Origin of the sequence: Brachyspira murdochii DSM 12563 (assembly GCF_000092845.1) — a bacterium.
Lineage (GTDB): Bacteria > Spirochaetota > Brachyspiria > Brachyspirales > Brachyspiraceae > Brachyspira > Brachyspira murdochii.
The window spans coordinates 1801960-1816032 of sequence record NC_014150.1; the positions used below are offsets into that span (position 1 = coordinate 1801960).

General features: G+C 29.6%; 13 protein-coding genes and 1 tRNA gene. 3 read left to right on the forward strand and 11 right to left on the reverse strand.

All coding sequences use genetic code 11. The features are described from left to right. Nucleotides 1-6: 6 nt before the first annotated feature. The 8 genes from BMUR_RS07870 to BMUR_RS07905 all read right to left on the reverse strand — a co-directional run bounded on the left by BMUR_RS07870 (nucleotide 7) and on the right by BMUR_RS07905 (nucleotide 7521). Nucleotides 7-666 (reverse strand): DUF3226 domain-containing protein, encoded by a 660-nt coding sequence (locus BMUR_RS07870; protein ID WP_013114070.1) that lies wholly within the window; start codon nucleotides 664-666, stop codon nucleotides 7-9. A 4-nt stretch (nucleotides 667-670) separates the two neighbouring features. Then, nucleotides 671-1735: an AAA family ATPase gene (locus BMUR_RS07875; protein ID WP_013114071.1), complete on the reverse strand. Its 1065-nt coding sequence runs from the start codon at nucleotides 1733-1735 to the stop codon at nucleotides 671-673. Between the two features lie 153 nt (nucleotides 1736-1888). Further along, entirely contained in the window at nucleotides 1889-2827 is a 939-nt protein-coding gene (gene secF / locus BMUR_RS07880; RefSeq protein ID WP_013114072.1) for a protein translocase subunit SecF, read from the reverse strand. Between the two features lie 72 nt (nucleotides 2828-2899). Then, on the reverse strand, nucleotides 2900-4411 hold the full coding sequence (gene secD / locus BMUR_RS07885) for a protein translocase subunit SecD (RefSeq protein ID WP_013114073.1): 1512 nt from the start codon (nucleotides 4409-4411) through the stop codon (nucleotides 2900-2902). Between the two features lie 30 nt (nucleotides 4412-4441). Further along, entirely contained in the window at nucleotides 4442-4870 is a 429-nt protein-coding gene (yajC, locus tag BMUR_RS07890) for a preprotein translocase subunit YajC (RefSeq protein WP_013114074.1), read from the reverse strand. 171 nt (nucleotides 4871-5041) lie between these two features. Next, nucleotides 5042-6019 (reverse strand): ABC transporter substrate-binding protein, encoded by a 978-nt coding sequence (locus BMUR_RS07895; RefSeq protein WP_013114075.1) that lies wholly within the window; start codon nucleotides 6017-6019, stop codon nucleotides 5042-5044. A 46-nt stretch (nucleotides 6020-6065) separates the two neighbouring features. Continuing rightward, entirely contained in the window at nucleotides 6066-6776 is a 711-nt protein-coding gene (locus tag BMUR_RS07900) for an ABC transporter ATP-binding protein (protein WP_013114076.1), read from the reverse strand. Beyond that, the gene (locus BMUR_RS07905) at nucleotides 6766-7521 is read right to left on the reverse strand and encodes an ABC transporter permease (RefSeq protein ID WP_041749996.1); all 756 of its coding nucleotides are present in this window, start codon (nucleotides 7519-7521) and stop codon (nucleotides 6766-6768) included. The genes BMUR_RS07900 and BMUR_RS07905 overlap by 11 nt, the downstream gene beginning before the upstream one ends. Nucleotides 7522-7711: 190 nt before the next feature. On the opposite strand from BMUR_RS07905, the gene BMUR_RS07910 reads away from it, so the two are divergent. The 3 genes from BMUR_RS07910 (at nucleotide 7712) to BMUR_RS07920 (ending at nucleotide 8797) form a co-directional block, all read left to right on the forward strand. Beyond that, the gene (locus BMUR_RS07910) at nucleotides 7712-8341 is read left to right on the forward strand and encodes an NYN domain-containing protein (protein ID WP_013114078.1); all 630 of its coding nucleotides are present in this window, start codon (nucleotides 7712-7714) and stop codon (nucleotides 8339-8341) included. A gap of 94 nt (nucleotides 8342-8435) precedes the next feature. Beyond that, nucleotides 8436-8520 (forward strand) — tRNA-Leu (locus tag BMUR_RS07915). Between the two features lie 76 nt (nucleotides 8521-8596). Further along, nucleotides 8597-8797 carry a hypothetical protein gene (locus BMUR_RS07920; RefSeq protein WP_181039099.1) on the forward strand — a complete coding sequence of 67 codons (201 nt, stop codon included), beginning with the start codon at nucleotides 8597-8599 and terminating at the stop codon, nucleotides 8795-8797. Between the two features lie 3 nt (nucleotides 8798-8800). Here the strand turns inward: BMUR_RS07920 and BMUR_RS07925 are convergent, their stop codons facing one another. The 3 genes from BMUR_RS07925 to BMUR_RS07935 form a co-directional block, all read right to left on the reverse strand. Continuing rightward, nucleotides 8801-9088, reverse strand: coding sequence for a DUF6506 family protein (locus tag BMUR_RS07925; RefSeq protein WP_013114080.1), 288 nt, complete (start codon nucleotides 9086-9088; stop codon nucleotides 8801-8803). A 613-nt stretch (nucleotides 9089-9701) separates the two neighbouring features. After that, complete coding sequence (locus BMUR_RS07930; protein WP_013114081.1) at nucleotides 9702-12842, reverse strand: efflux RND transporter permease subunit; 3141 nt, start codon at nucleotides 12840-12842, stop codon at nucleotides 9702-9704. A gap of 31 nt (nucleotides 12843-12873) precedes the next feature. Beyond that, the gene (locus BMUR_RS07935; RefSeq protein WP_013114082.1) at nucleotides 12874-14064 is read right to left on the reverse strand and encodes an efflux RND transporter periplasmic adaptor subunit; all 1191 of its coding nucleotides are present in this window, start codon (nucleotides 14062-14064) and stop codon (nucleotides 12874-12876) included. Nucleotides 14065-14073: the final 9 nt, after the last annotated feature.

Here is a 14073-nt window from a genome sequence, read left to right on the forward strand (position 1 = left end):
TATTTTTTATTTGAACATATTATTTAAAAAATCAATTAAATAATATAATACATTTGAATCTAAATAATGAGAGCATTCCTGAAATAATCCGCCTATTGTATTTCTCTTTTTGCATCTTACCGATATGAATGCAAGTATTTTTGCTTTTAATAAATGGGCTTCATTACTGCCTTGATTAATATAATTATCTGCACATTTAAAAAAATTATTAACGCAGTCATTATATAAGTCTTTATCATTTTCTAAAATTATTTTTTCTACTAAATGTTCTAAATATCCAGAAGTTTTATCATCAGTTTTAGTTGTTATAAATAAGCCTTTATAATCATCATAATAAATATTTTTGTTTTGATTATATTCACATTTTATAATATCATTAAAAATATTAAATCTTTTTTGAGCATTACTTTCTGCATCAACTACTATTGCAAGTTTTTCTATATTGTTGTAGTTGGAAGTTTTTATAAATGAAGTAATATGATTTTTATTATCAACTTTATTGATTGTTATTATATGTATAGTGTCATCATCTTCTATAAAGTTTTTTATATTTTGACTTGATTCATATTTTAAGTTTAATTTTTCTTTAATTATAAGTGAGCATAAATCTCTCTCATCATTTCCTTCAACAAGAAGAACTTTTTTAGCCATAGGGTTATTAAGCATTATTTTATCTTACCTCCCAATTATCCATAGCATTATTTAATTCTTCATTGCTGTATGTAATAGTATGATACTTATATTTTTCTTTTTTGTCAGCTTCTATTCTTATACCTTGAATATCATCATTTGAATTGTATTCATCTTTTTTCTCATTATAAACATCATTAAAAGCCTTTATACATTCATAAGAGTGAGTAGTTGCAAAAATCTGTATATTACCTAAATAAGACACTTTAAATAGAGATAACCATAAATTTCGTAAAGAACTGTAATGAAATCCATTATCGATTTCATCTATAAATAAAACTCCATTTGGAAGAAATGAAGCATTAACTATATAATTGAATATTTTTAATATACCGCTCCCCAATGCATTTATTGGTAAATATCTGTCAAGACCGATATCAACTTCGCAAACTTTGTCTGAGGATATTCTTATTGATTCTATATTTGGTATTATAGCTTTTAAACTTTCTACAACTGTTTTATCTATTTTTAAATTTTGGAGTCTATTAAACGCTCCTATTGTTTCGTTTTTTACTTTTGTTTCAGAAGTACTATAATCATTTAAAAAAGAAAAATTAAATAAGGCAGCATTAATAATAGATGATAATATTTTTTTGTTGTCAAATATAAAAGTATTATTAATAGGAACAAAGCTATTATCAAGATGTCTGTTATTATTTATAAGCATTGGAAGTTTTATAGTTTTTCCATTATTATTTTCTACCTGATAATAAATTCCATCTAATAGACTATTTGTTAATGATTTTATAGGATATATATTTAATTCTCTTTTATTAGTTTTTATATTTATAGGTTTTGTATAATCAAAATTATGAAAAATTAATTCCAAATTATTATTTAGAGGTATATCCCTTTGCAAAAAAGAAGATAATATTGTATCACTTCTAAACATATTTGAGTATAAATATAATGCTTCCAAAAGATTACTTTTTCCAACACTATTTTTACCGAATATTAAATTGAACCTTTTAAAACAGTCAATAGAAAATTCTTTGAAGCATTTAAAATTACTTATACTAATATTTGGTATTTGAATATCACTCATAATTTTTATTCCATTTTTTGTTTATATTTGATAGCATAAAAATAATATATTAAAATAAATATCTTGTCAAAGATTAAAAAAATAATTCAAATAAAAAAGAGCATACATAATAATGCATACTCTTTTTTATATTATTAAAAAGTTAAAATATTTTTATGCTTTTTTAGTTTTCATAAATAATATTAAAAGACCGCTTGCTATAAAGTTACTAGCATAAGTACCTATAATAACACCGCAGAAAAATGTAAAGGCAAAATCATAAAGTATGAAGCCGCCCCATATCATAATGGCAAGTGCGGCAAGAAGTGTTGATATACTAGTTATTACAGTTCTTCCTACAACATTATTTAGGCTTATATTAACAATCTCTTTAAATGGTCTTTTAGTGTCAGTATTTTCTCTTATTCTGTCAAATACTACTATAATATCGTTAATAGTGTATCCGATTAAAGTAAGCATTGATGAGAGTACAAGTACGGAAAACTCTTTATTTAAGAAAAGCAGTATTCCAAATACTATAACAACATTATGTATAAGTGTAATTATAGCAGGTAATGCATATCTGTAATTAAATCTTATGGTAATGTATATCATTATGATAATCCAAGAAACAATTATAAGTATGAATGCCAGTTTCAAGTTATCAGAAGATACCACACCGCTTATGATGTTGCTTCCTATTAAATTAACTTTATCAGTACCGTATTTGTCATAAAGTACCTGCATAGCTCTGTCAGATTCTTCATTAGAACCTCTGAATCTTAAAAGAAAAGCATTAACATTAGCTTCTCCTTCAAGCTCCTGAATATTAACAGTTTCAGCTCCAAAGTTATTGTATAAAGCTCTTATTTCAGCAATATTTATAACTTCAGGATTATTTATCTGTACCTTTAATTCCACACCGCCTGCAAAGTCAATACCCATATTAAAACTATTAGTGCTTAGCTTGCTTACAAATAAACCAATAGAGGCTATAAACAATACAGCAGATATAACAGCAGCAATAGGCATAAATTTAACAAAAGGTATTTTATTTTTTGTTAAATCATTATTTTCTTTTTTATCATTTTCTTTTTTAATGTCTTCACTCATTATAAAATCCTATTTATTTTAAGCAATTATATATAAATAATTTTTATTCTTTTTATCTTTATATATAAAGAATTATATAAAGAAGAATCCTGCTTTCTTAACCATTTTTGTGCGTATAAGCTCTTCGTATATATATCTGGTAATGAATACAGCAGTAAATAAGTTTATCAATATACCAAAGAATAAGGTAATAGCAAACCCTTGTACCGGACCGCTTCCGAATATCCAAAGTATTAAAGCTACAATAATAGTTGTAATGTTGGAGTCAAATATTGTAGCAAATGCTCTGTCATAACCAGATATAATAGCATCAGCAACATTAGATTTTACTTTTAATTCATCTTTTATACGTTCAAATATAATAACATTAGCATCAACCGCCATACCTATAGTAAGGATAAGTCCGGCTATACCCGGTAATGTTAAAGTAAATCTTAATGGTGATAATACCGCTATAATAAGTATAACATTTACAATCATTGCTATAGTAGCTAAAACTCCGGAAAGTCTGTAAACAGCTATCATAAATACAGCAACTAAAATAGCAGCCATGAGTAAAGCAGTAGCTCCAGCTTTAACAGAGTCAGCACCAATAGACTGCCCCACAACCTCTTCTTCTACTATACTTACATTAAGCGGCAAAGCACCTTCTTTTAATATTCTAGCCAAGTCCTGAGCTTCTTCTAAAGTAAATCTTCCAGTAATAACGCCTCTTCCGCCTCTAATTTCATCATTGATATTAGGAGCACTTATCACTTTATCATCTAATACTATAGCGAGCATTCTATCTATATTTTGAGCTGTAACTAAAGCAAACTGTTCTGCCCCTTCATTATTAAGTTCAAACTCAACAGTGACCTCTCCGAATTGTCCGCCTCCTACTTGGGCATTAACCAAAGAACTTCCCTCAAGAGAAGGCTCTTTATTAACTATAACAGGGGCTCCTCTTATTCTTCTGCCGAAATCATCTTTTTCGCTGTAGAAATAAAGAAGCTTTCCATATTCAGGTACTTTAGCCATATTTGTAAATACACCCATAAGCATATCATTGGTAGTTAAAGCAGCAGTAGCCCGTTCATCTACCAAATTAAATGTTAAAGCTCCCTGACTTAATACTACGCTTTTTATTCTGTCTGGGTCTCTGGCACCCGGAAGTTCAACAACCACTCTGTCTTCGCCCTGTTTTCTTATGCCTACCTCACTTACTCCAAATTGATCAATTCTTCCTCTAAGTCTTGATATAAGTCTGTCCATAGCATCATTTTTTTCTTCAGCTGTAAGAGAAGAAGCATTTCTATCTAGTCTTGCAGCATATTCTTCAAAATCTGCCTGAAGTACTATTCTTATACCGCCTTGCAAATCCAAGCCCATATTTACAGATTCGCTTCTTAAGCGTTTAAGAGCTTGAATATCATCAATTTGTTCTTTAGTGTAGCCTTTAGCTATCATTTCATCTAAAGACAAATTGCTCTCTTCTTTTTTATCTTCAGATGTAAAAAAATACCATCTTACTGTAGGAGTAATAAACCAAGCCATTACGGCAAGTCCTATAATAATGAATGCTAGTCTTAAATTATGACTCATATTATATTGTCCTGTTATTATTAATTTTTATCAGTCTTTTTTATCTTCTGCCTGAGCTTTTTCTAAATCTTCTTTTATTTGATTTTTATCTTCTATAGCTTTTTTATCTTTTTTCTCTTCTTTTTTAGGAGGATTTAACATCTCTTCAGTAACAACAGCTGATATAGACGATTTTATTATTTCCATTTTAGTGTTTTCACCTACTTTTACTACAGCAATTCTTCCGCCTTCTTTATCTGATATATATTCAGCTATAATTCCGCCTGATACTATTATTTTATCTCCTTTTTTTAATTCAGCTATACTTTGAGCCAATTTTTTCTGCTGCTGTTTCTGCGGTCTTATTAGTAGGAAGTAGAAAATAGCAAATATAACAACCATCATACCGATGGATACTAATGGGCTTCCTCCTGCCTGTGCTCCTTGGGCAGTTTGTGCATATAATGTGGCTGTGAACATTCTTTAATTACCTCTTGATTTTTTAAAATTTTTTAATTATAACATATTAACAATATTTTATACTTATGTCAATATTTATTTTATAATAAAAATTGTTAGTTAATATACAGGCATTAAATATGCTAATGAATGTAAATGACTAACAATTTCTATTTTATATCTTAAATATTATTATTTTATTATCAAATCATCTATATTAACTTCAGTTTCTATCATATTATTATTTCTCATAAACTTCTCAGTTTTTTTCATAGAGTTTATATCATTATCAGTAATATCTATACTAAAGTCATACATAGTATACATCTCTTTTACAGCCTCATCGCTAAGTCCTGTTTCTTTTGCAGAAATTGCCATAGCATCATCATAATTATTTTCTATATAGCTTAAAACCTCTCTTTGAGCATTAATAAAATCATCTACCAATACTTTATTGCTATTGTAAAAACTTTCACTTACAGCAACTGCTATAGCGGCATCAACTAAACCTTCTCCTGTAGTTACAACATTGTAGCCGTCTTTTATCATATTATATGCAGAAGGACCAGCTAGCAAAGCCATATCAACAGAACCTCCCGCCAAAGCAGCCTGAGATTCTGGTATCCCCATTGATATAAACTCTACATCGCTTTCTTTTAATCCTAATGTATTTAAATATGCTGTCAAAAGTTCATGAAGTATAGTTCCTTTCGGACCTGCTATTTTTTTCCCTTTAACTTCATCTGCTGTTGTAAAAGATGTTCCATTTTGAGAAAATAATGTAAAAGCCTTTGGAGATCTGCTGTACATATTGATAATTTTTATATCAGCACCATTTGCTTTTGCTAATATTACTGAAGTAGCTCCTACGGCATATAAAAATTGAATATCGCCTGATGCTAATGCCTGAGTTTGTTCTGGGCCTGTTGTAAGTTCAGAATATGTTACAGGTATATTATATTTGCTGAATGTATTACTGAATATTGCTTTTTCTTTTTCAACTATTGATGGAACATTTAATGGTGATTTTACATATGTAATAGCTATTTTTTTAGCCGTAAAATTAGTTTGCGAATTATTTGAGTTGTTTGAAGATTTATTATTACAAGACAAAGTAAATAATAATAAAAATACTGTTATAATAGTTTTAAAAAAAATTTGTTTTTTCATTTTTATAACTCCTTAAAAAATTTTATATTTATTTGATTATCAGTTTTTATTTAATAGAAAACAAAATATCTTTTTTTATCTCTATAAACTCATTTGAAAGTATGTTTCTTTTATAAGGCTTATCAATTAAATTATATTCTTTTTTTATACTTCCATTTTCAAATATTATAATCTTACTTCCTAAAATAATTGCCTCATCAATACTATGTGTTACAAATATAATAGACTTTTTATTTTCTTTAAAAATATTAATAGTTTCATTCTGCAGAGTTTCTCTAGTAAAATAATCCAAGGAAGCAAAAGGCTCATCCATTAGTATAATATCTCCATCGTATGCTAAAGCTCTTGCAATAGACACTCTTTGCATCATACCTAAAGATAGTTCATAAGGATAAGCTTTATCAAAACCGTTTAATCCTATCATATTAATAAGTCTGTATATTTTATCTTTATATATATTTTTTTCTTTTTTGTTCATATAAAAAGCTATATTATCAAATACATTAAGCCAAGGCATAAGTCTTGCCTCTTGAAAGACTATCGATATTTTAGCATTGTTTTCTGCAATTACATTACCGCTGTCTGCTTTTTCTAATCCTAATAATAATCTTAAAAAAGTAGTTTTGCCGCATCCGCTTTTTCCTAATATTATTGTAATACCGTTATCTGCCGATTCAAAATTAACATTTTTTATAACATCAATTTTTCTATTATCAACTATAAATGATTTTGAAATATTTTTGGTTTTAATTTTCAATGTATACTCCTTTAGAATAAGGAAGCTTTTTGATAAGATAAGAAAATAAAATATCAAATATATACCCCAAAACACCTATTGTGATAATTCCAGCTATAACCTTATCAGACCTAGAAAGCTGCTGGGCATCTAGTATCATATAACCCAAACCACTGGAAGCTGCTATCATTTCAGCCCCTATTATAGCCCTAAAGCTATAACCAAGTCCTATTTTCATTCCTGCAAGTATGCTTGGCAAGGCACTAGGAAGCATTATTTTAAAAAATATTTTTAATTTTGTAAATCCTAGAGAGTATCCCACTTCTATAAGTTTTTTATCAACAGTACCTATAGATTGTCTTATATTTATAAATATAGGAAAAAAAGAGGCTAGTATTATAATTATTATTTTAGATTTTTCGCCTATTCCAAACCATAATATCAATATAGCTATCAAGCTTATAGGAGGTACATTTCTCATAAACTCTATTATATTTCTAAAATATTCAAATCTCTCAGGCTTTATACCAAGAATCATTCCAAATATAAAAGCAAAAACAAAAGCTATAGAAAAACCGATTATTACTCTCAAAAGGCTAACATATATATTTTTTATCAAATTGCCATTCATTATTTCTATATAAAAAGCTCTAATTACACGCTGAGGCGAAGGCAGAACATAGTTACTCCATATATGGCTTTCACTTGCTATAAACCAAAGTATTAAAATTAATACCAATATAATATTTTGTTTTATGATCTTCACACTATTATCAATTTGTAAATTATATATGTTATAAGAGGCTAACATATATAAATAATTTGTCAATACATCATATTTTTTATAAAATAAAACTTGATTTTTTATAATATAAAATATAAAATAATAACCTAAATAAGCGTAATGGTTCCTCTGGAGCCTTACTCCCCATCATAGGATGGGGTTTTTTATTTTTATGGATAAAGTTAATTTCTACATAGACGGATTTAATATATATCATGCCATTGATAGATTAAATAATAATAAGTTAAAATGGATAAACTATTATGATTTATGTAAGAGTTTATTAAAAGATAATGAGATAATAAATAAAGTATATTACTTTTCAGCATATGCTTTTTGGAAACCATATAGTCAAAATAATCATTATATATTTATACAAGCACTTAAATATTTTAATGTAGAAGTAGTTCTTGGTAATTTTAAAAAGAAAAGTAAAAATCTAATTATAAATGATAATAATGGTAATATAATAAAATATAATTATGAATATCATGAAGAAAAAGAAAGTGATGTAAATATAGCGATATATTTAGTAAGAGATGCATGTAAGAGAAATTGTGATAAAGCTATATTGTTATCTGGAGATAGTGATTTAGTACCTGCTATAAAAATGGCAAAAGAAGAGAATGCAGACTTAAAAGTAGGAGTTGTTGTTCCGCCTAATGTTCAGGCAAGCAGTTTAAAAAATATTTCTGATTTTGATATAAAATTATTAAAAATTGATATATCTTCTTTTTTACTTCCTAATTCTATTAAATTAGAAACGGGGCATACGATAACTTGTCCTAAAGATTGGCAGTAATTTTATTTGATTGTATAAAGACAAATAAATGTTTTTTTATAAAATAAAACTTGATTTTTTTTTGATAATATGATAATATATAAAGCAACTACCAGCTCGGGTGATGGAATTGGTAGACATAGCAGATTTAAAATCTGCTGGTCCTTGTGACCGTGCCGGTTCGATTCCGGCCCCGAGCAAATAAACCTAAAGAACGGAGTAAATAATAAGGTTTATAGCAATATTTAAGCTATGAACTTTTTTTGTATATTGAATATGATAAATAATCATGATAAACTTTCTAAACAAAATTTAATTATCCTAATTATAGGACTTGTAATATTTGCTTTAAGTTTTTTATTTATAGCACTTGTAGGGCAGCACCCTGAAGGTTTTATGGGGTTTCTAGCTCCTTTTACTATGCTTGTAGGAATTATTGTTATAGTTACAGGATTCTTGTATAAATCAAATTCTTAATTTTTATTTGCCAAAAAGTTTTTTATAAATATCATTTTGCTCTTCTAAGTGCACTGCAAACCCTACGGCTATTTTATTTTCTGTAGCTTCTATTATTTTTCTAGCTCCTTCTTCTCCAAAGCCTCCGCATAGCTCTATACAGTCAATACCTTCACTTTTAAGTTCTTTTGCAATTTTACAGGCTTCTTCTATATCAGATACTCCTATAATTTGAGATACTTCATTATGTATATATGCTCTGTCTTTACTGCTGTCGAAAATTGTACCCATTATTAAATAAGCGAATTTCATATTTTATTGCCTCAGGTGTAAAAATTATTTTTTATATCATACAAGATAAATATATAATTTCAAGTTTTAAAATCTATTTTCACTCCCACCCTCTAAATTTTTGGGTGCTATTTGTTATTTTTGTGTAGTTTTTCTTTTTTAGCTTTATCTGTTATTTTTGGCTGCCCACCCAAGTGCTTTTTTTATTTATAATTCTACTCAACGCACGTTAAATTTAATTTTTATAAATAATAAAAATTGTAATTATCAATTAAGCAACATTAAAAAAATCCGCTCTGCGTGCGTTTAGGAGAGTCTTAATTTAAATAACGCTTTGGGCGGGTGTACTTGAAAAATATAGACTCATAGATTTAATTAAAACCTATATAAAAAATTAGGCTTTTAAATCTAAATGGGCGGGGATTAAAATAAAGTTTTAAAATTTATTCTAATTCCCACCCTTTAAATCTTTGTGTGCTATTTGTTATTTTTAGCTTCTTTTTATTTTTTAGCTTTATCTGTTACTTTAACTGCCCACCCAAGTCTTTTTTAGTTTATAATGCTATAATATAAGGTTAAAATAAAAAGGCTCAAGTATTAAACTCAAGCCTTTATTTATTATTTAATTATTAATTTATTTTCCCGGCGTACTTAAAGCATTATCAATGTTTCCTGTGGTTTCAACACTAGCTAAGTCTTTAGCATCATAGTCTTTAAGAGGTATTCTGTTTCTAATAGCAGCATAAACAGTAGGTACTATAACAAGAGTAAACATAGTAGATACTGTCAACCCTCCAAGTACAGCAAGAGATAAAGGCTGATACATTTCATTACCTTCACCGCTTGATAATGCCATAGGAAGAAGTCCAAGTATTGTAGTAAGAGAAGTCATAAGTACAGGTCTTAAACGTCTAGGACCCGCTATTAAAGCAGCTTTATCACCGTTAATTTTTTTCTCATGCATAAGCTGATTCATATAGTCAATAAGTACAATACCATTATTAACTACAATACCAATAAGCACTATAACTCCTATTCCGCTGTATACACTCAAAGTCTGTCCTGTAACTAATAACAAAGTAAGAGAACCGGCAAAACCAAAAGGTATAGCAAGAGCAATAACAAAAGGAGCTATGTAAGATTCAAACTGACTTGCCATAATAGCATAAACTAATACCAAAGCCAAAAATAAAGCCTGTATAAGCTGACCGAAAGCTTCATTCATATCCTCATAATCTCCAGAATAAACAATAGAGAAACCAGAAGGTAAGAATACTTTTTCATTAATAGCAGCCTGTACATCATTCATTATTTGGTTCATAGGTCTTCCATATCCTGAAGCAGTAATTGAAGTTATTCTGCTGTCATTTTTTCTCTCTATTTCTGAAGGAGCAAAACTTTTATCTACATTTGCTATAGCAGATACCGGAACCATTCCCGCAGAGGTAGGTATAAGCATTCTTTTAACATCATCTATGTTGATTCTGTCTCTTTCATTAAGCTGAACTATAACATCAATATCAGTAACATCAGAATTGTCCGGAGTCATTCTAGTAGCAGTAGTACCGCCGAAACTTGTTTTAATGGAGTTAGCAACAGTATTTATATTAAGTCCCATTTTAGAAGCTAAATCCCTATTAACAGTAACATTAAGTTCAGGGCTGGCATCGCTTTTTTTCAAACGTACATCACGCAAACCTGGAACATCTTGCAATGCGGCTATTACACTATTTGCAAGTTCCCTAGCTCTTACCAAATCCTCTCCTACTATATCTATATCAATACCGCTGGAATCGCTATTTCCGCCTCCTCTCATACTGCTAACTGTATCTACGTTAATAGTAGCAGGGTAGCTCGCTAATTTTTTTCTAACAAGCTCAACATATTCTGCTGTTTCAATAGTTCTTCCGTCAGATTTGTCTATAAGTTTGGCTCGGATTTCTCCTTTATTAGCATCAGAACCGGATCTTGCTCTAGTCTGAATTCTGCTTAAATCTTTTCCTACAACTTCTTCTACATCTTTTCTCATTCTATCAACGAAAGCTCCCGTCTGCTCTTTTCTAGTACCTATAGGCATAGTAATGCTTGCTCTAAACTGTCCTTCATCAGATTCAGGGAACCCCTCTTTACCTATAAATATTAATCCTACAATGATTACAGCAAATACTATAGTGATAACTGGAATTAATACTCTGGCTTTATGATGAACTGAGTATGTTAATACTTTCTCATATATAAAGTTTACTTTTGAGTGGAAGTGCTTATCAAAAAAATCTTCAAATTTTGATAAGAATTTAGATTTTTTAGTAGTTACAAGTCTTGCCCCAAGCATAGGTACAATAGTTAAAGCAACAGCCAAAGAAGCTATCATAGAAACAGTAACAGTAATACATAAGTCTCTGAACATCTGACCAGTCTGACCTTCAACAAAAAGGAAAGGCAAAAATACCGCTATTGTAGTAAGAGTAGAAGCAGATATTGCAAGTGCCACTGTAGAAGTACCGTCTATAGCAGAAGAATATTTACCATATCCGTTATTTCTATAGAAGAATATATTTTCAAGTACAACAATAGAGTTATCCACCATCATACCAATACCAAGTACAAGTCCTGAGAGCGAGATAATATTTAAAGTAGTACCAAAGAAATACATCAAAGTAAATGTAACAATAATAGACATAGGAATAGATATTGCTATTATAAGTACAGTTCTAACATTCCATAAATAAAGCATAAGTATTATAACAGCAAATAAACCTCCCTGCCAAGCAGTATCAAGAACGCCTTTTATGGCATTATTAACATTATCAGCACTGTTAAATAACACTTCGTATTTTATACCTTCAGGGAGATTAAGAGTATCAAGTCTTTTCTTTATACCTTCAGAAACGGCAACAGTATTAGCTCCGGATTCTTTATTGATAGAAACGTTAACAGCAGGAGTACCATTAACTTTAATAACGTCTCCGTCTTCATCATATCCTTCATAAATAGTAGCCAATTCTCTAAGTCTTATAGGAGTATTATTGTCTTTTAATGCCACAACAACATTACCTATATCATCAACGGTTTTAAACTCACCAGTAGTTCTTAAAGTATATTTGTAAACGCCTTCATAAGTTTCACCGCCTGAAATATTCTGATTTTCTATAGCCAATGTGTTTACAATAGTATTAATATCAAGTCCGTAAGCCTGAAGCCTATTCATATCTACATCAACTTTAATCTGAGTTTTAAGACCTCCTCTAATTTCGGCCATAGCAACACCGCCTACCTGCTCTATACTAGTTAATATTTGATTATCAACTAAATTGTATAATGCAGATAAATTATCAGTACCATAAAATGATATTTCCATAACTGGAATGTTGTCGGTGGAGAATTTATAAACGGCAGGGCTTTCAGCATCATCAGGCAGCGATTTTCTTATTCTATCTATTGCCTCTCTAATATCTGCAGTAGCAGAAGCTAAATCACTTCCCCAGTTAAACTCAATAAAAACTCTTGAGTCCTCTTCTTCTGAAGTAGAACTTACCTCCTTAATATTATTAACTGATGAAACAGCTCCTTCAATTATTTTTGAAACAGATTTTTCAACTTCTTCAGGACCTGCATTGTCATAAGTAGTTCTTATACTAATAAAAGGAAGCTCCATGTCCGGCAGAAAATCGACAGGAAGCCTAGATAAACTTACAATACCAAGTATTACAACGGCAACTATTCCCATAAAAACGGCAACAGGCCTTTTTACTATTAGTTCAATAAAACTTCTCATAAATAAATCGCTCCTTTAATTAAATATATAATTAACCGCCAATGGAATAAATACTATTATCACTGCTATTATCTGCAGTTTTTGATGTATTAGTAGTTGTTGTTGTTTGTTTAGCAGCAGCTGGCTTAGATGCTGTTGTAGTTTGTTTGGCAGTAGTTGCTGGTTTAGATGTATCTTCTTTTTTAACTGCAGCAGTTTGATTTGCAGATGTATTTTGATTAGTATTAGCCGAAGCAACTGCTGTAGCCTGAGGTGTGATATATTCTAATATAGTAGGGTCATTTTCTATTCTATTAACCAATGAACCGTTTTTTAAGAATTCACGTCCGAACATAACAACCTCTTCTCCCTCTTCAAGTCCGCTGCTTAAAGCAACTTTATCTTTTGAAGTAAATAATATATTAACTTCTCTTGAATATGCTCTGTATTGTTTGTTTGTACTTTGAGCAAGTTCCTGAGGCGGGTTATTAGAATTATCCTCTTTTACAACATATACATAGTTTTTTCCTAAATCATCGCTGAATATTGCACTGTTAGGTATAACAAATACATTATCAGCAGAGTTTAGAAGTATTGAAACATCGGAAAACATACCGGGAAGTAAAAGTCTGTCTTTATTATCTATTAGAGCTTTAACCATCAATGTACGTGTTGAAGGATTAACAGCATAATCTCTTTTTGTTATTTTAGCTTCTATTTCTTTATTAGGAGAAGAAGGCACTCTTATTAATACTTTCTGACCCAATTCTATTCCAGATATAGATCGTTCTGGAACTTGTATTTCTACTTCTAATTGGTTTATGTCAGCAACATTTGCTATTGGAGTGGATGCTGCTATTGATGCTCCTACTGCCATATAAGTAGTAGTAACATATCCGGAAATAGGAGTTCTTGCTGGGGCATAAGCATAATTAGCACCTATTACGAATCTGTCAATTAATGCTATAGTATCTCCCTTATTAACAAAACTTCCTTCATATTTAAGTATATTAGCTATTTTACCCGGAACATCTGAAGATATTTCTACTTCTTTAGTAGCTTTAATTTCAGCAGAAAGCTCTAAGTATTCATCTAGGTGCTGTTTTATAGGGGCTGCTACCAATACACTTATAGGATTTTCTTTCTTTTTTAAGTCTGCCTGTGATTTTTTACATGAAACAGATAAAACAGACAAAACAAAAAGACATAATATAAAAATTTGTACGCTTATTTTTTTTATCATCACAATCTC

Excerpts from the sequence above, each read along its gene's own strand:
- BMUR_RS07870 (WP_013114070.1), bottom strand. The coding sequence starts at position 666 with ATGCTTAATAACCCTATGGCTAAAAAAGTTCTTCTTGTTGAAGGAAAT.
- BMUR_RS07875 (WP_013114071.1), bottom strand. The coding sequence starts at position 1,735 with ATGAGTGATATTCAAATACCAAATATTAGTATAAGTAATTTTAAATGC.
- secF (WP_013114072.1), bottom strand. The coding sequence starts at position 2,827 with ATGAGTGAAGACATTAAAAAAGAAAATGATAAAAAAGAAAATAATGAT.
- secD (WP_013114073.1), bottom strand. The coding sequence starts at position 4,411 with ATGAGTCATAATTTAAGACTAGCATTCATTATTATAGGACTTGCCGTA.
- yajC (WP_013114074.1), bottom strand. The coding sequence starts at position 4,870 with ATGTTCACAGCCACATTATATGCACAAACTGCCCAAGGAGCACAGGCA.
- BMUR_RS07895 (WP_013114075.1), bottom strand. The coding sequence starts at position 6,019 with ATGAAAAAACAAATTTTTTTTAAAACTATTATAACAGTATTTTTATTA.
- BMUR_RS07910 (WP_013114078.1), top strand. The coding sequence starts at position 7,712 with ATGGATAAAGTTAATTTCTACATAGACGGATTTAATATATATCATGCC.
- BMUR_RS07920 (WP_181039099.1), top strand. The coding sequence starts at position 8,597 with ATGATAAATAATCATGATAAACTTTCTAAACAAAATTTAATTATCCTA.
- BMUR_RS07925 (WP_013114080.1), bottom strand. The coding sequence starts at position 9,088 with ATGAAATTCGCTTATTTAATAATGGGTACAATTTTCGACAGCAGTAAA.
- BMUR_RS07930 (WP_013114081.1), bottom strand. The coding sequence starts at position 12,842 with ATGAGAAGTTTTATTGAACTAATAGTAAAAAGGCCTGTTGCCGTTTTT.
- BMUR_RS07935 (WP_013114082.1), bottom strand. The coding sequence starts at position 14,064 with ATGATAAAAAAAATAAGCGTACAAATTTTTATATTATGTCTTTTTGTT.